This is a genomic window from Arthrobacter sp. SLBN-122, from assembly GCF_006715165.1.
In the GTDB taxonomy this organism is placed as follows: Bacteria; Actinomycetota; Actinomycetes; order Actinomycetales; family Micrococcaceae; genus Arthrobacter.
Genome location: NZ_VFMS01000001.1, coordinates 427,969 through 447,361, shown reverse-complemented (window position 1 = coordinate 447,361; position 19,393 = coordinate 427,969). Strand labels below are relative to the sequence as shown.

21 protein-coding genes are annotated in these 19,393 nt (G+C 65.4%); 12 read left to right on the top strand and 9 right to left on the bottom strand.

The features are described 5' to 3' along the window. Positions 1-24: 24 nt before the first annotated feature. Positions 25-858 (bottom strand): SGNH/GDSL hydrolase family protein, encoded by an 834-nt coding sequence (locus FBY36_RS01990; RefSeq protein WP_142122438.1) that lies wholly within the window; start codon positions 856-858, stop codon positions 25-27. 271 nt (positions 859-1,129) lie between these two features. On the opposite strand from FBY36_RS01990, the gene typA reads away from it, so the two are divergent. The 3 genes from typA (at position 1,130) to FBY36_RS01980 (ending at position 4,084) form a co-directional block, all read left to right on the top strand. Continuing rightward, positions 1,130-3,058 carry a translational GTPase TypA gene (typA, locus tag FBY36_RS01985; protein WP_142117095.1) on the top strand — a complete coding sequence of 643 codons (1,929 nt, stop codon included), beginning with the start codon at positions 1,130-1,132 and terminating at the stop codon, positions 3,056-3,058. Positions 3,059-3,275: 217 nt separating this feature from the next. Further along, positions 3,276-3,599, top strand: coding sequence for a type IV toxin-antitoxin system AbiEi family antitoxin domain-containing protein (locus tag FBY36_RS20510; protein WP_160141864.1), 324 nt, complete (start codon positions 3,276-3,278; stop codon positions 3,597-3,599). Next, positions 3,572-4,084 (top strand): hypothetical protein, encoded by a 513-nt coding sequence (locus FBY36_RS01980; protein ID WP_142117094.1) that lies wholly within the window; start codon positions 3,572-3,574, stop codon positions 4,082-4,084. Before FBY36_RS20510 ends, FBY36_RS01980 begins: the two co-directional genes overlap by 28 nt. A gap of 49 nt (positions 4,085-4,133) precedes the next feature. Here the strand turns inward: FBY36_RS01980 and FBY36_RS01975 are convergent, their stop codons facing one another. Continuing rightward, a complete protein-coding gene (locus FBY36_RS01975; protein WP_142117093.1) occupies positions 4,134-4,373 on the bottom strand; it encodes a putative acetyltransferase in 240 nt (79 codons plus the stop codon). A gap of 137 nt (positions 4,374-4,510) precedes the next feature. Here FBY36_RS01975 and fdxA point away from each other — a divergent pair, with 137 nt between their 5' ends. From fdxA to FBY36_RS01960, 3 genes are all read left to right on the top strand, one after another. After that, positions 4,511-4,837, top strand: coding sequence for a ferredoxin (gene fdxA / locus FBY36_RS01970; protein ID WP_013601705.1), 327 nt, complete (start codon positions 4,511-4,513; stop codon positions 4,835-4,837). Positions 4,838-4,851: 14 nt separating this feature from the next. Continuing rightward, a complete protein-coding gene (dapC, locus tag FBY36_RS01965; protein WP_142117092.1) occupies positions 4,852-6,003 on the top strand; it encodes a succinyldiaminopimelate transaminase in 1,152 nt (383 codons plus the stop codon). A 237-nt stretch (positions 6,004-6,240) separates the two neighbouring features. Then, positions 6,241-7,527, top strand: a complete 1,287-nt coding sequence (locus FBY36_RS01960; RefSeq protein WP_056334606.1) for a citrate synthase — start codon at positions 6,241-6,243, stop codon at positions 7,525-7,527. 129 nt (positions 7,528-7,656) lie between these two features. Here FBY36_RS01960 and galE read toward each other — a convergent pair whose 3' ends face one another. Then, positions 7,657-8,670, bottom strand: coding sequence for a UDP-glucose 4-epimerase GalE (gene galE / locus FBY36_RS01955; RefSeq protein ID WP_142117091.1), 1,014 nt, complete (start codon positions 8,668-8,670; stop codon positions 7,657-7,659). 111 nt (positions 8,671-8,781) lie between these two features. On the opposite strand from galE, the gene FBY36_RS01950 reads away from it, so the two are divergent. Together FBY36_RS01950 and FBY36_RS01945 are read left to right on the top strand one after the other, a co-directional pair. Beyond that, positions 8,782-9,390 carry a TetR/AcrR family transcriptional regulator gene (locus FBY36_RS01950; protein ID WP_200830551.1) on the top strand — a complete coding sequence of 203 codons (609 nt, stop codon included), beginning with the start codon at positions 8,782-8,784 and terminating at the stop codon, positions 9,388-9,390. Between the two features lie 122 nt (positions 9,391-9,512). After that, a complete protein-coding gene (locus FBY36_RS01945; protein WP_142117089.1) occupies positions 9,513-10,124 on the top strand; it encodes a hypothetical protein in 612 nt (203 codons plus the stop codon). 47 nt (positions 10,125-10,171) lie between these two features. Here the strand turns inward: FBY36_RS01945 and FBY36_RS01940 are convergent, their stop codons facing one another. Then, complete coding sequence (locus FBY36_RS01940; RefSeq protein ID WP_142117088.1) at positions 10,172-11,029, bottom strand: hypothetical protein; 858 nt, start codon at positions 11,027-11,029, stop codon at positions 10,172-10,174. 7 nt (positions 11,030-11,036) lie between these two features. Next, on the bottom strand, positions 11,037-12,059 hold the full coding sequence (gene dapD, locus FBY36_RS01935) for a 2,3,4,5-tetrahydropyridine-2,6-dicarboxylate N-succinyltransferase (RefSeq protein ID WP_142117087.1): 1,023 nt from the start codon (positions 12,057-12,059) through the stop codon (positions 11,037-11,039). 51 nt (positions 12,060-12,110) lie between these two features. On the opposite strand from dapD, the gene dapE reads away from it, so the two are divergent. Then, entirely contained in the window at positions 12,111-13,247 is a 1,137-nt protein-coding gene (dapE, locus tag FBY36_RS01930; RefSeq protein ID WP_142117086.1) for a succinyl-diaminopimelate desuccinylase, read from the top strand. A gap of 85 nt (positions 13,248-13,332) precedes the next feature. On the opposite strand, the gene FBY36_RS01925 is transcribed toward dapE, so the two are convergent. The 4 genes from FBY36_RS01925 to FBY36_RS01910 all read right to left on the bottom strand — a co-directional run bounded on the left by FBY36_RS01925 (position 13,333) and on the right by FBY36_RS01910 (position 16,619). Next, positions 13,333-14,172, bottom strand: coding sequence for an amino acid ABC transporter permease (locus FBY36_RS01925; RefSeq protein WP_142117085.1), 840 nt, complete (start codon positions 14,170-14,172; stop codon positions 13,333-13,335). Continuing rightward, the gene (locus FBY36_RS01920) at positions 14,169-14,819 is read right to left on the bottom strand and encodes an amino acid ABC transporter permease (protein WP_142117084.1); all 651 of its coding nucleotides are present in this window, start codon (positions 14,817-14,819) and stop codon (positions 14,169-14,171) included. The genes FBY36_RS01925 and FBY36_RS01920 overlap by 4 nt, the downstream gene beginning before the upstream one ends. 84 nt (positions 14,820-14,903) lie before the next feature. Then, positions 14,904-15,791, bottom strand: coding sequence for a glutamate ABC transporter substrate-binding protein (locus FBY36_RS01915; RefSeq protein WP_142117083.1), 888 nt, complete (start codon positions 15,789-15,791; stop codon positions 14,904-14,906). A gap of 72 nt (positions 15,792-15,863) precedes the next feature. Then, a complete protein-coding gene (locus FBY36_RS01910) occupies positions 15,864-16,619 on the bottom strand; it encodes an amino acid ABC transporter ATP-binding protein (RefSeq protein WP_142117082.1) in 756 nt (251 codons plus the stop codon). Between the two features lie 104 nt (positions 16,620-16,723). Here FBY36_RS01910 and FBY36_RS01905 point away from each other — a divergent pair, with 104 nt between their 5' ends. Genes FBY36_RS01905 through FBY36_RS01895 form a run of 3 tightly spaced genes read left to right on the top strand, consistent with a single transcriptional unit; the run spans position 16,724 to position 19,303 of the window. Beyond that, positions 16,724-17,506, top strand: a complete 783-nt coding sequence (locus tag FBY36_RS01905; RefSeq protein WP_056334622.1) for a TIGR00730 family Rossman fold protein — start codon at positions 16,724-16,726, stop codon at positions 17,504-17,506. A 43-nt stretch (positions 17,507-17,549) separates the two neighbouring features. Then, on the top strand, positions 17,550-18,050 hold the full coding sequence (locus tag FBY36_RS01900) for a DivIVA domain-containing protein (protein WP_142117081.1): 501 nt from the start codon (positions 17,550-17,552) through the stop codon (positions 18,048-18,050). Then, positions 18,047-19,303: a hypothetical protein gene (locus FBY36_RS01895; RefSeq protein WP_142117080.1), complete on the top strand. Its 1,257-nt coding sequence runs from the start codon at positions 18,047-18,049 to the stop codon at positions 19,301-19,303. The genes FBY36_RS01900 and FBY36_RS01895 overlap by 4 nt, the downstream gene beginning before the upstream one ends. Positions 19,304-19,393 lie beyond the last annotated feature (90 nt).

The following is a 19,393-nucleotide window of genomic DNA, read 5'->3' as shown; positions in this document are numbered from 1 at the left end:
GCTGTTTAACAGCACTACCCGGTTTTACTGCTCCACCGCAGGCTTTCGGTCCAGCCCCAGGTCACGCAGCCTGCGCTCAAGGATCCCGCCGAGCGCTGCGCGGCCTTCGGTGTTCATGTGGACGGCGTCCGCAAGGTCCTTTGCCAGTCCATACCTGGTGAGCCAGTCGCCCACGGAAACAAAGGGAAGCCCGTTGGCGGCCGCCACGGAACCCAGCAGGACGTCCACCTCGCTCCGGCGGCCGCCGCCGTCGTTTGCTCCCCGCGCCAGGGTGCCGATCAGGGCAATCCGCGTACCGGGATAGCGGGTCTGCAGTTCGGCAATCAGCCGCTGGGCGTTTCCTGCGATCTGTGTGTCGCTTGCGCCTTTGGCGGCGTCATTTCCGCCGCCCTCGATGACGATCAGTGGCGGGGTGCCGGAGGGAAGCAGCCAGTCCCCGCGCTGAAGGGCATCAATGTAGTTACCTGTGGCACCGTTGGACGCCACAAAGCCTGTGCCGCCGCGGCCGCAGAAGTACACGTTGTAGCCGGCAGCGGCGAGCCCCAGGCGCGGCCAGCCATCCATCGGTTCCGACTGTGAGTCCCCGATCAGCAGGACAGTCCTGCTGATGTCCGGAACCACTGCTTCAAGCCTCGCATTCCCGGGATTCATGATCCGGGACGTCGCCGCCACAGCGGGATTCCCTCCTGTGCTGACGGTTTGCCCGGCTGCCGCCCGTGCCAACCCGCCCGCAGCAGAGTCGCCGGAAAGCCCAAAGGTGGCCAGTCCCAGGGCCGCCGATACCGCCAGGAGGCCGGACACAGCGGCCGTGGTGGCCCGGGCGGCACCACGGGGGGTGCTTGCCTTAGCAGGGGGCATCGTTGTCTCCGCGCGCTCAAGGGTGGGCTGTGTCACAGCAATCATGCCACGCAGGCGGAAGTGGTAGTGAACTTAGTCACACTGCGCCGTGGGAGTGCCTGATGGTGGCATTCCCGGTGGCGGCCAACCTTGCCGGAATTTAGGCCAACAAATGGCTCACCGGCTAGAATAGGGGTAGGCGTCCTGTGCCAAGGGCCTTGTCCGTCGTGCGTTCCAGTTGGAAATGTCGCGATACAACAGCTGACTTCACCACTGAATCGAGCAATAACGCATGTCTGAAACCACCACCAACACCGCGGTAGCCACTGCATCGCGCAGTGACCTGCGCAACGTCGCGATCGTGGCCCACGTTGACCACGGCAAGACCACCCTGGTCGACGCCATGCTCAAGCAGACCCACTCCTTTGCCGAGCACAACCACCTCGAAGACCGCGTCATGGACTCCGGAGACCTGGAACGCGAAAAGGGCATCACCATCCTGGCCAAGAACACCACCGTGGCCTACAACGGTCCGTCCTCCAAGGGTGAGACCATCACGATCAACGTCATCGACACCCCCGGCCACGCCGACTTCGGCGGCGAAGTGGAGCGCGGCCTGTCCATGGTCGACGGCGTCGTCCTCCTCGTTGATGCTTCTGAAGGCCCGCTGCCCCAGACCCGCTTCGTGCTGCGTAAGGCCCTCGCCGCGCACCTGCCGGTGATCCTGTTGGTCAACAAGACCGACCGCCCCGACGCGCGGATCGACGAAGTGGTGCACGAGTCCATGGACCTGCTCCTGGGCCTCGCATCCGACCTCGCCGACGAAGTTCCGGACCTCGACCTGGACAAGATCCTCAACGTCCCCGTCGTATACGCCGCAGCCAAGGTTGGCCGCGCCTCCCTTGAGCAGCCCGCGAACGGCGCCGCCCCGGAGAACGAAGACCTGGAGCCCCTGTTCCAGACCATCATCGAGCACATCCCCGCTCCCACTTACAACCCGGAGGGTGTCCTGCAGGCGCACGTCACCAACCTGGACGCCTCCCCGTTCCTCGGCCGCCTCGCCTTGCTTCGTATCTACAACGGCACCCTGCGCAAGGGCCAGACCGTTGCTTGGGCGCGGGCCAACGGTGAGCTCAAGAACGTCAAGATCACAGAATTGCTTGCCACCAAGGCCCTGGAGCGCGTCCCGGCTGAGTCCGCCGGCCCGGGCGAGATCGTCGCCGTCGCCGGCATCGAGGAAATTACCATTGGTGAGACCCTGACCGACGCCGAGAACCCGCAGCCGCTGCCGCTGATCACCGTTGACGATCCCGCGATCTCCATGACCATCGGTATCAACACCTCGCCGCTGGCCGGCAAGGTCAAGGGTGCAAAGGTCACCGCGCGCCAGGTGAAGGACCGCCTGGACAAGGAACTGATCGGTAACGTGTCCATCAAGGTGCTCCCCACCGAGCGTCCGGATGCCTGGGAAGTCCAGGGCCGTGGCGAGCTGGCGCTGGCCATCCTGGTTGAGCAGATGCGCCGCGAAGGCTTCGAACTGACCGTCGGCAAGCCGCAGGTTGTCACTAAGACCGTCGACGGCAAGATCCACGAGCCGATGGAGCACATGACCATCGACGTGCCCGAGGAATACCTGGGCGCCGTCACGCAGCTCATGGCTGCCCGCAAGGGCCGCATGACCAACATGGCCAACCACGGCACCGGTTGGTGCCGCATGGAATTCATCGTTCCCGCCCGTGGCCTCATCGGCTTCCGCACCCGGTTCCTGACCGATACCCGCGGCGCCGGCATCGCAGCCTCCATTTCCGAAGGCTACGAGCCGTGGGCCGGCCCCATTGAGTACCGCACCAACGGCTCCATGGTCGCCGACCGCGCCGGTGTTGTCACCCCGTTCGCCATGATCAACCTGCAGGAACGCGGCTCCTTCTTCGTGAAGCCCACCTCCGAGGTGTACGAGGGCATGATCGTGGGCGAGAACTCCCGCGCCGACGACATGGACGTCAACATCACCAAGGAAAAGAAGCTCACCAACATGCGTGCCGCTTCCTCCGACACCTTCGAGAACCTGACCCCGCCGCGCGAGCTCACCCTCGAAGAGTCACTGGAATTCGCCCGCGAAGACGAGTGCGTCGAGGTGACCCCGGAAGCCATTCGCATCCGCAAGGTAATCCTGGACACCAACGAGCGCGCCAAGGCCAACCGCGCCCGCGCCAAGGCATAACAACGCCCTGACCTAACAGAATGCCACCGGCTCCAGGCCGGTGGCATTCTGCTTTAAGTCTTAGTCCTGTCGTGAGCGTCCCTGCGCATTGACCCCAGCGCTGGGTGGGCGGGGACTGTCCCTGCGCACTGAACCGCTCCGTCACGGCGCCAGCCCGTTGTCCACATAGCCGCGCAAACCCGGTGCCCTCGGGCCGCTGTACGGGCAGCATGCACTCATGCAAAGTGTTATTGATGCGCTGGCCGTCATGGGCGGAGTTGGTACCACCAACTCCTTGCGGCTGGCCGGAGTCTCCCGCCGTTCCATCGAAGCCGGTGTGTTCGCTGGAACCGTGCAAAGGGTGGCGCGGGGTGTCTATGCCCTGCCGGATGCGGATCCGTTGCTCCTCCACGCCGGCCGTCATCACGCGGTTCCCGGTTGCGTCACAGCGCTCTGGCAGCGGGGCTGTGGGTGGTCCGGCGTCCGGAAAAACCGCATCTTGCCGCCCGGCATGGTCGGTCCATCACTGGCTGTGTGGCGCATCGCAGCGGCATTCCCCTGACGCATCTGGATATGGTCTGCCAATCGCTCCGCTGCCTGCCGCCGCTCGAAGGCCTGGCCATCGCCGAATCTGCGGTCAAGACCGGACTGGTCCAGCTTCCGGAGCTCAGGGAGAAGTTTCCGGCCGCGCGGGAGAAGGCATTACGTGCACTGGTTGCCAGGATCCGGCCGCAATCCGGATCCATTATCGAAACAACGGCGCGGTACTTGCTGGAAGAAGTGGGGTTGACCGTCGAGTTGCAGGTCAAGATTCCCGGAATGGGCCATCTTGACCTCCTCGTTGACGGCCTTCTGGGGATTGAGACGGACGGTTACGCGCACCACAGCAGCCGGGAAGCCTACCGGGAGGACCGGCGGCGGTGGAACATCACCGTTGTCAGGGGTGTTCCAACCCTCCGGGTGACGTTTGAGATGCTGCTGAGCGAGCCAAACGAGTTCGTGCGGATGGTGCAGCAGGCTCTGGCCACCTACCGCACTGCGCAGTGACGGCAAGGTTGGAGGCGCACGGGCTGTCCCTGCGCAATGAGAGCCGTCGTCAGCGAGCAGCTGGACGGCGCGGGGGAGCGGGCGGGACCTCCTTGGCGGCCACCACCTGTGCAAGGGGAATGACAACGTCGGCCTGCCGGGTTCTGACCGTGCAGGAACCGGAGTCACAGGCCAGCAGGTTGCCCAGGGCGTCCGTGAGGCCACCCTCGATCCGGTAGCGCACCACCACGCGGATCCCGGGCTCAGCCGAGGCAAGGAAGCGGGCGGGCGCAGGTAATGGCTGACTCACCAGTTCATACTAGGGGCGCCGGCTAGGTTCGCGGGAACGGGCTGGGAGATAATAGGCTCAGATGTCAATAGTCCGGCCACGCTGCCGGATGCAAGAGCCGGCGGGAAGCCGGAACCCAACGTGGAGAGGCCAGGGACGTGACGTACGTAATCGCGCAGCCGTGTGTGGATGTCAAGGACAAGGCATGTATTGAGGAATGCCCGGTCGACTGCATCTATGAGGGCGAGCGTTCGCTGTACATCCATCCGGACGAATGCGTGGACTGCGGCGCCTGCGAACCGGTGTGCCCGGTGGAAGCCATTTACTACGAGGATGACACCCCGGAGGAATGGGCCGACTACTACAAGGCCAACGTTGAGTTCTTCGATGATCTTGGTTCCCCCGGCGGCGCGGCCAAGATCGGCAACACCGGCAAGGACCACCCCATGATCGCCGCCCTGCCGCCGCAGAACCAAGACCACTGACGCGGACGCACGCCGTGACCGCAGCAGTGAATTCGTTTGGCCTGGACCTGCCTGACTACCCGTGGGAGGCCATGGCCCCGTACCTGGCCAAGGCGTCGGAGCATCCCGGCGGAGCCGTGAACCTGTCCATCGGGACGCCCGTGGATCCCACGCCCCAGCTCGTGCAGGATGCACTGAAAGCTGCCGCGAACGCCCCGGGATATCCCACAGTCCACGGCACCCCGGCACTCCGCGAAGCCATCGCCGGCTGGTTTGAGCGGCGCCGGGGCGTGGCCGGGCTTGACCCCCGGAACATCATGCCCACGGTGGGGTCCAAGGAACTCGTCGCGTGGCTCCCGCTACTGCTGGGCCTCAAGCCGGGGGACGTCGTCGTACGCCCCAAGGTGGCCTACCCGACGTACGATATCGGCGCCACCCTTGCAGGCGTCACCTCAGTGGCAACGGACAACCTGGACGAACTCGACGACGCCACCCGCTCCCGTGTCCGTCTCATCTGGGTCAATTCCCCCGGAAATCCCACCGGCAGCGTCCGGAACGTCGAATCCCTGAAAGCGCTCGTGGAGCAGGCCCGTGAACTGGGCGCCGTGGTGGCCTCCGACGAATGCTACGCAGAACTCGGATGGGGGGACTGGGACGTCCAGCGCGGCGGCCGGCGGGTCCCCAGCATCCTGGACCCGCAGGTGGCGGGCGGCTCGCACCAGGGCCTGCTGGCCGTGTACTCGCTGAGCAAGCAGTCCAACCTGGCCGGCTACCGGGCGGCGTTCGTTGCCGGTGATCCTGACCTGATGCCCAACCTGGTCAACAGCCGCAAGCACGCGGGGATGATCGTCCCCTATCCGGTCCAGGAGGCCATGCGCGTGGCTCTGGGCGACGACTCTCACGTCGAGGCCCAGAAGGACCTGTACCGTGGCCGGCGGGAGCGGCTGGTGCCGGCCCTGCTGGACTTCGGCCTGCAGATCAAGGATTCCGACGCCGGCCTGTACCTTTGGTCGACGGCGGGGGAGGGCACGTGGGACACGGTGGCACGTCTGGCCGACCTCGGCATTGTGGTGGGACCGGGCGTCTTCTATGGCGACGCGGGCAACGGGTACGTCCGGGTTGCCCTCACCGGATCCGACGAACGGATTGACGCTGCAGTGGCACGCATGGCCGGATCCGGTTCCTAAGGGGACGTAATAATCATGTGACTCGCCCCACATCCAGCGCCATTTAGGCTGGATTTGAAGGCTGCGGATTAGTGACACCCGCCAAGGAGCGGTACTTTTTAAGTGACTATCAATGGTGGCTTTCTACAAGAAGGCAGCCCGGGTGTTGGAACCTGTCCTCGCAGGCTTCGTGCGCGGCTCACCTGATGTTGGATCAAGCTTTCGACAGAGGCCCAGAAGCCTCATGAAGGGGACTCCATGACTGAGACCAACAATGCTGCGACCCTGCTCCACGCAGGTGGCGAGCTGAAGCTCCCGCGCATCCAGGTTGTCGAAGGGAACGAAGGTTACGACGTCTCCAAGCTGCTGAAGCAGACCGGCGCCGTAACCTTTGACCCCGGCTTCATGAACACCGCAGCAACCACCTCGGCAATCACCTACATCGATGGCGATGCGGGCATCCTGCGCTACCGCGGATACCCCATCGAGCAGCTGGCGCAGCACTCCAGCTTCCTTGAGGTGTCCTACCTGCTGATCTACGGCAACCTGCCCACGCCCACCGAGCTGGACGAGTTTGACCAGAAGATCCGGCGCCACACGCTGCTGCACGAGGAGCTCAAGGGCTTCTTCGGCGGCTTCCCCCGGGACGCACACCCCATGCCGGTGCTGTCCTCGGCCGTGTCTGCGCTGTCCACGTTCTACCAGGACTCGCTGGACCCGTTCAACGCCGAACAGGTGGAGGTCTCCACCATCCGCCTCATGGCCAAGCTGCCGGTCATCGCCGCCTACGCGCACAAGAAGTCCATCGGCCAGCCCATGCTGTACCCGGACAACTCCATGAACCTGGTGGAGAACTTCCTGCGCCTCAGCTTCGGCCTGCCCGCCGAGCAGTACGAGCTGGACCCGGTCATCGTCAAGGCCCTGGACCTGCTCCTCATCCTGCACGCCGACCACGAGCAGAATTGCTCCACCTCCACGGTGCGCCTGGTGGGCTCCTCCAACGCCAACCTCTTCGCCTCTGTTTCCGCGGGCATCAACGCGCTCTTCGGCCCCGCCCACGGCGGTGCCAACGAAGCCGTCCTGAAGATGCTGCGCCAGATCCAGGCCGAGGGCCTCAAGCCCGAGGACTACATGGAAAAGGTCAAGAACAAGGAAGACGGCGTCCGGCTCATGGGCTTCGGGCACCGCGTGTACAAGAACTACGATCCGCGCGCCAAGATCGTCAAGGCCACGGCGCACGAGATCCTCAGCAAGCTCGGCGGCAACGACGAACTGCTGGACATCGCCATGCGGCTGGAAGAGAAGGCGCTCAGCGATGACTACTTCATCCAGCGCAAGCTCTACCCCAACGTTGACTTCTACACCGGCCTCATCTACAAGGCGATGGGTTTCCCCGAGAAGATGTTCACCGTCCTGTTCGCCATCGGCCGCCTCCCCGGCTGGATTGCGCAGTGGCGCGAAATGATCAGCGACCCCAACACCAAGATCGGCCGCCCGCGCCAGCTCTACATCGGCGAGCCTGAGCGGGACTACCCGGCCCGCTAAAAGGCAAGCAACGACGGCGGCCGCCCACCTTCCAAAGGTGGGCGGCCGCTTTTGCGTTAATCACCATCGATTGCTCCGTACTTGTCGTTTCGGGACGTGATAACGACAAGTACGGAGCAATCGACGGGGTCAGGAGGCGTAGCCCTGGGGGTTGTTCTTCTGCCAGCGCCAGTGGTCTTCGCACATCTGGTCCACGGTCTTGGTGGTGGACCAGCTCAGGTCCGCCAGAGCCGAGGTGGCATCGGCCCAGAACGCGGGAAGGTCCCCTGCGCGGCGGCCGGTGATCTCGTAGGGGATCGGCTTGCCCACTGCCTTCTCAAAGGAGCGCAGGACCTCCAGGACGGAGGAGCCCTTGCCGGAGCCGAGGTTCCAGCGGAAAACGCCTGTGCGCCCGGCAACGTGGTCCAGCGCCGCAACGTGCCCTCCGGCCAGGTCCACCACGTGGATGTAGTCGCGCAGGCAGGTGCCGTCCGGGGTGTCGTAGTCGCCGCCGAAGACCATGAGCTTCTCGCGGCGGCCCACTGCCACCTGGGCGATGAACGGAACCAGGTTGTTGGGGATGCCCTGGGGGTCCTCGCCGATCCGGCCCGAGGGGTGTGCGCCCACCGGGTTGAAGTAGCGCAGCAGTGCTATGTGCCAGCGGGAGTCGGCCGCCCCGAGGTCGGAGAGGATGTCCTCGATCTGTTCCTTGGTGCGCCCGTAGGGGTTGTTGGCGCCGATCTCCATCTTTTCCACGTAGGGGATGGGGTTGTGCTCGCCGTAGACGGTTGCTGAGGAGCTGAACACAATGGAGCGGACATCGTGCCGGTCCATCACGCGGATCAGGTTCAGGGTGCCCACCAGGTTGTTGTAGTAGTACTTCAACGGCTCCTGCACCGATTCCCCCACGGCCTTGAGCCCGGCGAAGTGGATGACGGCTTCAATGCCGCTGCCGGCAAAGACCTTTTCGACGGCGGCCTCGTCCACCAGGTCAACGTGGTGAAACTCCGCGGCCTTGCCGCTGAGTTCGGCCACCCTTCGCAGCGATTCTTCGCTGGAGTTGACCAGGTTGTCGATGACGACCACGTCGTGGCCGGCTTCCTGCAGGGAAAGAACAGTGTGGGAACCGATGTAGCCGGTGCCCCCTGTGACCAAGATTTTCATGCCTCAACGCTATCCCACGGGGAGCGGTGCCCGCCCCGGCGTTCCGGATGGCGGGCACGCAGCCAGGGCGGCGGAAGCGGCAGTGGAAGCACGAGTGTGCTAATAAGAATGGTGCCCAAAATAGTAGACGCTGATGCCCGGCGCCAGGATGTAGTCCAAGCTGTTCTCCGTATCATCGCTGTCGACGGGCTGGAGCGCGCCTCGCTGCGGGAAGTGGCGGACGAGGCCGGGCTCGCGGTTGGTTCCGTCCGGCACTACTTCGAGGGCAGCGAGGAACTCCTGGCGTTCTCGTTCGGCACTGTGGTGGACCGGGTGGTGGGCCGGCTCGAGGCCCTGCTGCCGGCGGTACGGGGCGCTGCCCAGGCCAGTCTGGAACAGCGGCAGGCCGTTTTAACACTCCTGGGCGCCATGCTTCCCCTGGATGAGGAAACAGCCGTGGAGGCCTGCGCGTGGCTGGCCTTCAAGAACGCGGCGCGGATCAGGCCGTTCCTTGCCGCGGAAGCCGACCGGAGCCACCGCGATGTCGCCGTGATCGTTGGGGCCGTGGTTGCCTCCCTGCTCCCTGAGGATGAGGCGCAGGAGAACCTGGTAGTGGAGGCGGAACGGCTGCTGGCCACGCTGGACGGGCTGTGCATGCATGCCCTGCTGCAGCCCGGCTGGATGACCGCGCAGATGTGCCGTGACGTGCTTGAGCGGCACCTGGACGGGTTGGCGGGGTAAGCATCCGGCCGCCGGCAGCCTGTCCTGCACTACCGTGAACTGGCTGCGGGAATAGACTGATAGCCGGGTACAGCGCACCGGCTCACGCCGTCCGGCAGGGGCAGGCCAGGGAAGGACTTGGGATGCATCACGCAAGCGGTTCAGGGTGGCAGATCACCACCGACACGTCCGGGCCGATGATGATCGCGCTCTACGTCCGGGACGCGGCCGGCCTGAACGGCGTGGGGCATCCCATGCTGTCCCATACGACACCCAAAGTGCGCCCCGCAGACCACACCCACCTGACGGTGGACGTGGGCGGGCTCGGCGCACTGAAGACCGAGTGGGAAGCCTGGTGGGAGCAGCTGCTGAAGGCCCACCCGCACACCGCTCCGGAGCTCTCCCCGCCCAGCTTCGAAGCGTTCGGCAACTCCCCGGCGCTCCAGCGGGTCCTGCAGGCACACTTTGGCTCCGCCCTCACCTGGGCCAGGGAGCGCAGGAGCGAATATGCCGAGCTCGAGGCCGAACGCGTGGCCTCGGGAACGGACCAGTTGCTCGAGGACATGGTGGACGACAGGCTGATGGAAGTGGGACGGGACTCGCGGGACTTCAAGCTCACCATCATCGAACTTCCCTTGGACGAGCAGCGGGCCTGGTACCTGGAGCCGGACAAGATCATCATGAGCCGGCATCTGATGGGGCAGCCCGATCTGTTCCGCAGCTACGTCCAGCCCGTGCTGGAGATTCTGGTCTAAGCCTTCGCGCGGGGCCAGCCCTCAGCAGGGCAGGACGACGGCGGCGCTCAGCTGCCGCCGTCGTCCGCCCGTACGGTGATGCGCACCTGCCCGTCCGGGACCCCTGACACCTGCCACCCGTCCCCGTTGGGACGGTTCCAGGTGCGGCCGTCCACGTCCACCCGGGTGACGGCCAGGTCCTTGGCGCTGGCGACCGCCCACTGGGCAATCGACCACGCCAACGGCCCGTCGGCGTCCACCACCAGGGTGGCCCCGTCCACCTGTGAATCCACACCTCCGTAGGCCTGCTCCAGCTCTGTGGCTACGGATGCGGTATCGCCGCCGGCTACGGGGGAGCGCAGGGTGCACAGGACTCCCGCCGGCGTCTGCCCGGTCAGCACGGAGGCAAAGGCGCGTCCCATGTCCTCGTGCTGCGCGTAGGCCTTGGGGTATGCGGACTTCTGGACCTGCTGTGCTGCCTCAGTGATGTCCAGCGCCTCGTATTCCGGGATCTTCACCAGTGCGTCGTAGAAGGCGTTGACGGCGTAGTAGGGGTCCATGATCTGGGCCTCGGTGCCCCAGCCCTGGGAGGGGCGCTGCTGGAAGAGCCCCCGCGAGTCGGGCCCGGCCTGGTCGCCGTGCCCGATGTTGCGCAGCTTGGACTCCTGCATGGCGGTGGCCAGGGCGATCGTGGCGGCCCGGGGCGGCAGTCCCCGCCGGACAGCCGCCGCGGTGATCAGTGCTGCGTTGGCCGCCTGGTCCGGTGCCAGCTCACCGCTCCTGTTCCCGGCCGTGGCGGTGCAGCGTTCTGAAACAAGGGTTTCCGAACGCTGCACAAAGAACACGGCGGTGTAGATGCCGCCCGCTGCCAGCGCGAGGGTGAGCAGCAGCACCGCCAGGCGGCGCAGGCCGCGTCTGCGTGCCACGAAGGGATCAGTTGGCGTGCAGGGCGTCGTTCAGTTCCACTGTCTGGCCCTTGCGGGGAAGGGCCTCCACCGCGCCGGTGGTGGAGTTGCGGCGGAACAGCAGGTTGGGCACGCCGGAGAGCTCGGCAGCCTTGACGATCCGGGTGGTGTCCTCACCAACCTCGTCCTTGGGGCCCGGAACGCGGACGCGGGTGCCCGCCGTGACGTAAAGACCGGCTTCCACCACGGAATCGTCACCGATGCTGATGCCCACGCCGGAGTTGGCACCAAGGAGGACGCGCTCACCGATGGTGATCTTCTCCTTGCCGCCGCCTGACAGCGTGCCCATGATGGAGGCGCCGCCGCCCACGTCGCTGCCGTCGCCGGTGACAACGCCGGCGGAAATGCGGCCCTCAACCATGGAGGTGCCCAGGGTGCCGGCGTTGAAGTTCACGAAGCCTTCGTGCATGACGGTGGTGCCGGCGGCGAGGTGGGCACCCAGGCGGACGCGGTCGGCGTCGGCAATCCTCACACCGGTGGGCACCACGTAGTCCACCATGCGCGGGAACTTGTCGATGCCGTAGACCGTGACGGCACCCCGGCGGCGCAGGCGGGCGCGCGTCAGTTCGAAGCCCTCGACGGCGGCGGGGCCGAAGTTGGTCCACACCACGTTGGGGAGTTTGCCGAAGATGCCGTCCAGGTTGATGGTGTTGGGCTGGACCAGGCGGTGCGAGAGCAGGTGCAGGCGGAGATAGGCGTCCGCGGTGTCCGCCGGCGCTTCATCGAGGTTGATCTGGACAAAGACCACCTTCTGCTCAGTGCCGCGGTCCTCATCGGCGCCGTCCTCGGCGATCCGGGTCAGGACCTCGTCAGCGTTGTCCACCGAGCGGAGGTTCTCCGCTGCAACACCCAGGGCCGGCGCGGGGAACCAGACGTCCAGGACAGTGGCGTCAGCGGTGGCTATCGTGGCAACGCCAAAGCCAAAGGCGGAACGGTCATCAGCGTTGGAGGTCAGGGTTTCGGGCACGGCAGAGGAAGCGGTCTCAGTCATGTGCCCCAGTCTATCGACGGCGGGGCATGGGGTTCGAACTAGACTGGCTTCGTGACTGCCGAAACCGCCCCTGACTCTTCCGTGTCCACCCTCGACCTGCGCCAGGACGTTGCGCTGCTGACCGCGGCGCTGATGGACATCAACAGTGTGTCCGGCAACGAGAAGCAGCTCGCCGACGCTGTGGAAGCCGCTTTGCTGGAGATCCCGCAGCTGATGGTGGTGCGTGACGGCGACGCCATCATCGCCCGGACCGAACTCGGCCTGGCTGAGCGTGTGATCCTTGCCGGCCACCTGGACACGGTGCCCCTTCCGCTCACCGAAGGCTCCCGGGGCACTGTTCCCTCAAGCTGGGAATCCGGCGTCCCGGGGGAGGGCGTCCTGTATGGCCGCGGCGCCACGGACATGAAGGGCGGGGTGGCGGTCCAGCTGGCGCTGGCGGCAGGATTGTTCGACGGCGGTACGCAGCCCAAGCGGGACGTCACCTTTGTGTTCTACGACCACGAGGAAGTGGAAGCCGTGAAGAGCGGCCTGGGGCGCCTGGTCCGGAACCATGGCGGCCTGCTGCAGGGGGACTTCGCCATCCTGCTTGAACCGACGGACGGCACGGTGGAGGGCGGCTGCAACGGCACCAGCCGGTTCGAAGCAAGCACTGTGGGGGAAGCCGCGCACTCGGCCCGCGCCTGGATGGGCAGCAATGCCATCCACGCGGCAGCGCCGATCCTGGCCCGCCTGGCGGCCTACGAACCCCGGACCATCAATGTTGACGGACTCGACTACCGGGAAAGCCTCAACGCGGTGAAGATCAACGGCGGCACGGCCGGCAATGTCATCCCGGACCGCTGCGTGGTGGAAATCAACTACCGGTTTGCCCCGGACAAGACGCCGGACCAGGCTGAGGCCCACGTCCGGGAGCTGCTGGCGGGCTTCGACGTGGTCCGCACCGATGCCGCCGCCGGTGCACGGCCGGGACTGCAGCACCCGGCTGCCGCCTCCTTCGTTGCCGCCGTGGGAGCCGAGCCGAAGCCCAAATACGGCTGGACCGACGTCGCCCGCTTCAGTGAGCTGGGCATCCCGGCGGTGAATTTTGGCCCGGGGGACGCCTTGCTGGCGCACAAGGACAACGAGCATGTCCACGCCGACGCCATCCGCAAGTGCCTTGCCGCGCTGGAGAGCTGGCTCGCAGCCTGAACTTAAGGGCGCCCCATTTCTTAAAGCAGGATGGCCCGGACCAGAAGGTCCGGGCCATCCGCTTCATGAAACAGCCTGCAGGGGGTTAGGGAACCGGGGCGTTGGCTTTTTCAGGTTCGGCCTTCGCCACACCGCCCGCGGCCTTCTTGGAACCGCGGCGCTCGATCCACACGGCAATCCGTGACACCGAGATGTTGATGGCGATGTAGATTGCCGCCGCCACGAAGAAGATCGGGAACAGGTACTGCGTGCCCAGGAAGTCCGCCATGACCTGGACCGCACGCAGCAGCTCGCCGTACGCCACGATGTAGCCCAGGGAGGTGTCCTTCAGCAGCACCACCATCTGCGCCACGAGCGAAGGCATCATACGCCGGATCGCCTGCGGCAGCTCGATCAACATGCGCGACTTGTAGCTGGTGAGGCCGATGGCCAGGCCGGCTTCACGCTGCCCCTTGGGCAGGGACTGGATGCCGGCGCGGATGATCTCGGCAAAGACTGCGGCGTTGTAGAGCACCAGGCCGGTTACGACGGCGATGAACGCGGAAGTGCCGAAGCCCAGCAGGATGAAGAGCATCATCAGGACTACGGGCATGCCGCGCAGGAATTCCAGGATGACCCGCATGGGCACCCGGATGAAGGCGGCGTCCGAAATGCGCAGCAGGCAGAGCATCAGGCCCAGGGGGAACGCGATGACAGCGGCGAGTGCCGCCGCGGAGAGCGTGGACCCCAGGCCGTTGCCGAGCAGCCGCCAGACGTCGGCGCGGGTGAAGATCTGCCAGCGGCGGGCCTCGAAGATGCCCTGTTGGGCGAGAATCAGGACCACCCAGGCCAGCAGGCCGAGAATCAGCAGGCCGCCGATGATGGACGCAATGAGGGAGACCCGGCGTGCCTTGGGACCGGGGACGTCGTAGAGAACGGAGCTCATCGGGCAATCGCCACCTTTCGTTCCACCGTGTTGGCGAGGATTCCCAGCGGAACGGTGAGGAGCAGATAGAAGAACGCCGTACCCAGCAGGACGGTGATGACGGCGTCGCCGTTGGCGTTTGCCAGCTGCCGGCCGTAGCCGAACAGCTCCAGGACGAAGAAGGCGCCGGCCACCGAAGAGTTCTTGACGAGCGCGATCAGGATGTTGATCAGCGGCGGGATCACCGTCCGCAGTGCCTGGGGGAGGATGATGAGCGAGAGCACCTGGCTGAACTTCATGCCGATGCTGCGTGCTGCCTCCGCCTGGCCGACGGGCACGCTGTTGACACCTGAGCGGACAGCTTCGGCGATGAACGCGGCGGTGTAGGTGCTGAGGGCGATGATGGCGGCGATCTCGAACTGCTCGAACTTGACCCCGATGCGGGGGAGCACGACTGCTGCGAAGAAGAAGGCGATGGTCAGCGGGGTGTTGCGGAGGACTTCCACGTAGACGGTGCTGAAACCGCGGAGCGCCGCGACCGGGGAGACGCGTGCCGCGGCAAGCAAGGTGCCAAGGATCAACGCGAAGATACCGGAGACGACGGACAGGAAAAGAGTGCGGAGAAAACCCTCCCAGTACAGGGGCAGGTTTTCAAAGATGACGTCCATAAGATCCTTCGGCTGTAAGCGTGGACGGATTGAAGGCTGTACTGCCGGGGCCGTTGGGTGGCCCCGGCAGCTGGCGGACGCTACTTAGTAACGGTTGATGGCCGGGAGCTTGGGCGCAGTCTTGATGACCGAACCGGCGGTGGCTTCCCAGGCCTTCTTGTAGGAGCCGTCCTTCTCGAAGGATTCCAGCTGGTCGTTGATCCAGCTGCGGAATTCGGTGTCGCCCTTCTTCAGGCCGATGCCGTAAGGCTCCTTGGTGAAGGTTTCCTCGGACGCAAGCTTGAAGGCATCCGGTTCCTTGTCGACGAAGCCGGCGAGGATCACGTTGTCGGTGGTCACAGCTTCAACCTGCTTGTTGCGCAGCGGCTCCAGGCAGGCGGAGTAGGTGGCCGCCGGAACCAGTTCAGCGCCGTACTTGTCAACGATGGTGGCGGCGGGGGTGGAGCCCGTCACGGAGCAGACCTTCTTGCCCTTGACGTCCTCGGGCTTCTTGATGGAGTCGTTGTCCTTGTTCACCATGAGGGCCTGGCCGGCTTCGTAGTACGGGCCGGCGAAGTCGACAACCTGCTTGCGCTTGTCGCTGATGGTGTACGTGGCGATGACCAGATCCACCTTGCCCTGCTCGATGAAGGGCTCGCGGTTGGCCGAAACGGTCTCGGACCATTCGATCTTGTCTGCGGGGATGCCCAGCTTGGCGGCGATCAGCTTGCCGATTTCAACGTCGAAACCGACGGGCTTGCCGTCAAGGCCAACCTGGCCGAACAGCGGCTGGTCGAATTTGGTGCCGATCTTGATGGTGCCGGCGGAGGACAGCTTTGCCATGGTGGTTCCGGCAGCGAATGACGGCTTCTCGACCGGGCTGGGGTTGCTGGAGCCACCGGAGTCCCCTCCGCCGCAGGCGCTCAGGGACAGGGCGAGGGCAGCTGTAGCCGCCACGACGAAGGATTTCCGCCTGGACATAAATGCCTTCATGACATTCCTTTCATTGATGGCCGTGGGTTTTTGCGGCCTGGATGCGAACTGACGTGTGGTTGGTTCGGTAATTCAGTGGGTGAGCAGCTTCGACAGGAAGTCCTTGGCGCGGTCGCTCTTCGGGTTGGTGAAGAACTCCTCCGGGGTGGCATCCTCCACGATCTGGCCGTCCGCCATGAAGACCACGCGGTCCGCGGCCTTGCGGGCGAAGCCCATTTCGTGCGTGACCACGATCATGGTCATGCCTTCCTTGGCCAGCTGGACCATGACATCCAGGACCTCGTTGATCATTTCGGGGTCCAGTGCGGATGTGGGCTCGTCGAACAGCATGACCTTCGGCTTCATTGCCAAGGCACGGGCGATCGCAACGCGCTGCTGCTGGCCGCCGGAAAGCTGGGCCGGCAGCTTGGGGGCCTGGTGTCCCACGCCCACGCGTTCGAGGAGGGCCATGGCGTCCTTTTCGGCGGTTGCCTTGGAGGCGCCCTTGACCTTGATGGGTCCCAGGGTCACGTTCTCCAGGATCGTTTTGTGGGCGAAGAGGTTGAAGGACTGGAAAACCATTCCGACGTCGGCGCGGAGCTGGGCGAGTTCCTTGCCTTCCTCGGGGAGGACTTTCCCGTCGATGCTGATGGTTCCACCCTCAATGGTTTCCAGGCGGTTGATCGCCCGGCAGAGGGTGGACTTACCGGAGCCCGAGGGTCCGATGACCACAACAACCTCGCCCTTGCGGACCTGCAGGTTGATGTCCTTCAAAACGTGCAGCTGGCCGTAATGCTTATTAACGGCGTTCAGGGAGACGAGGGCATCGCCGGGCACATGAGTAGTCATAGGAACGAATCTAGCGAACAACACTGCGTTATGACGCCAATCACCCCAAGTTCCTGCTGATCGTGATTCAAGAGATACCTGGACTGGGAGGTTAGCCTAGGGGAATGAGCATCAACGCAGATCCGGCCAAGAATTCCCAGCCACGCCGTAAGGGGCCCCTTGAGCTGCGCCGCAAGCAGGCGGCCGTGGAAATGTCGGACCAGCACCTGCTTGATACCAAGGGGCCGGGCCAGTTCGTCCACACCGACCCGTGGCGGGTCCTGCGCATCCAGAGCGAATTCGTCGAAGGCTTCGGCGCCCTCGCGGACATTGGAAAAGCGGTCAGCGTCTTCGGTTCGGCACGGACCAAGCCCGGCAGCCAGTATTACGAGATGGGCGTGGAGGTGGGCCGCAAGCTCGCCGAAGCCGGGGTGGCAGTGATCACCGGCGGCGGTCCGGGCTCCATGGAAGCGGCCAACCGGGGCACGGTGGAAGGCAACGGCGTGTCCGTCGGCCTGGGGATTGAACTGCCGTTCGAGCAGGGCCTGAACCAGTGGGTGGACCTGGGGATCAACTTCCGGTACTTCTTCGCCCGCAAGACCATGTTCGTCAAATACGCGCAGGGCTTCATTGTGCTGCCCGGCGGACTGGGCACCCTCGATGAGCTGTTCGAAGCCATGGTCCTGGTCCAGACGCGCAAGGTGACGTCTTTTCCCATCGTGCTCCTCGGCGTCGAATTCTGGGGGCCGATGATCGACTGGATCAGGGGCACGCTGGTGGCAGAGGGCATGGTGTCGGAGAAGGACCTGGATCTCATCCAGCTCGTGGACGATCCCGCCGAAGCCGTTGACCGGGTCCTGCAGGCCGGAGTGACTCCGTCCCTTAACGGGGAGCAGCGGCCGGAGTAGCCGCCGGCCAAAGTCCGGGCCGCCGGTCTGGCACGATGGAACCGTGAGCTTCTTCCTCGTTTTCCTGGCCATCGTGCTGGTGGCGGCCGTCCTTTGGGCCGGCCTGGGCCGGCGCTCCCGCAAGAGGGGCGGTGCGGCGCTGCCCGCCCTGCTGGACGGGGGATTCGAAGAACCGCCCGCCAACCTTCCACCCGTGCTGCTGCCGGAGCACGCCGCTCCGGGAGACATCGAGCAGGTGCGCTTTTCGCTGGGCCTTCGCGGCTACCGGATGGACCAGGTGGACCAGGTCCTGGACGAGTTGCGGGACCAGTTGGCTGCGAGGGATGCGGAACTGGCCGGGCTTCGCAGCCGGTTGGCTGCCATGGAGCAGGCCGCAGGACAGGACGGTGAGAAGGATTCCGACGGCGGACCCGCGGCAGGCGTCGCACCGACCAAACAGCAGGGCACGGAAACAGGCACGGAAACTGGCACCGAAACCGGTGCAGGGGACGGTGGGAGCCGGGCGTCCGATGAGGTTGCCGCCCAAGGGAAGGGCGGCCTGTGAGCACGGTGGCCCGCCGCAATCCCCTGGCCTCCGCAGGTAATCTGGCCCACCGAACAGCTTCCGCCGTCCGGAGTTGGCCGTGGTGGCTCCAGGTCAGTGCCCTCTACGTGGGCGCTCGCCTGGTCTCCGCCTGCATCTTCATGGCCGCGGCGCTCCACCAGGGCGCCAACCCCTGGTTCCCGCCCAAGCCGGATTACTGGAATTTCATCAACATCTGGGATGCCCGCTGGTATGCCCAGGTCATCGCCAACGGCTACCCGTCCGTCCTTCCCACCGACGCCGGCGGCAACGTCCAGGAAAACACCTGGGCCTTCTACCCGCTCTTTCCCGCACTGGCCGGCGGACTCAGCCGGCTGACCGGGCTCAATCCTGCCGCCTCGCTCACGCTGATCGCCATGCTGGCCGGCTGGGCTGCCGCCCTGGTGGTGTACGCGCTCTTCCGGCAGAAAGCGCCGCACGCTCCGGCCATGTGGGGGGTGGCGTTCTTTTCGACGTTCCCCGTCTCCGCCGTGCTTCAGGTCCCCTACGCCGAGCCGCTGTCCCTCCTGCTGCTCGCCGCGGCCCTGCTGCTGGTAGTCCGCCGGCAATACCTGTGGGCCATGCCTGTGGTGTTCCTGCTGTCCCTGTCGCGGCCTGTCGGCGTTCCCTTCGCCGCCATGGCGGGGCTAATGCTGGTGTCCCGCGGCATCGCGCACATCAGGAAGGGGCGGGAGCGCGGCGGGGACGAAGCAGCCCATTCCCTGGGGGACCTGGCGGCACTGGCCGGCCTCACCGCCGTCGCGGGCGTTTCGGCGCTCGCCTGGCCCGCTGCGGCGTGGGCAGCGACGGGCGACCCGGAGGCGTATACCAAAACCGAAACTGTGTGGCGGGGCCGGGACCTGGTCCCCTTCAAGCCGTGGTTCGATACCGGCGTCGAACTCTTCGGCCCTGTCTTGGGCCAACTTGCCCCCGTGGTTTTCGTGGCACTGTTCGTTGCGGTGCTGTTCCTTCCGCCCGTGGTGCGGCTCGGCACGGAACTTCGGCTCTGGTTCGCCTGCTACATGGGATACCTGCTGATGTTCCTCCACCCGCAAACCAGCACGTTCCGGATGCTGCTGCCGCTGTTTCCGCTGGCCCTGGGGGCGGCATTCCTGTCCCGCTCCAGGGCTTACCGGGGGACCGTGGTGGCCATGTTCCTGCTGCTCCAGATCGTGTGGATCGTCTGGCTTTGGGCCTGGGCGCAGCTGCCCGGCGGCGGGGATTACCCGCCCTGACAAATACTGCTTCAGCGCAGGTCAGCCCGGGAATAGCGGCTGCCGGAAAATGTCCATCGATTAGCTACGCACGTGTAATTACGCGATAAT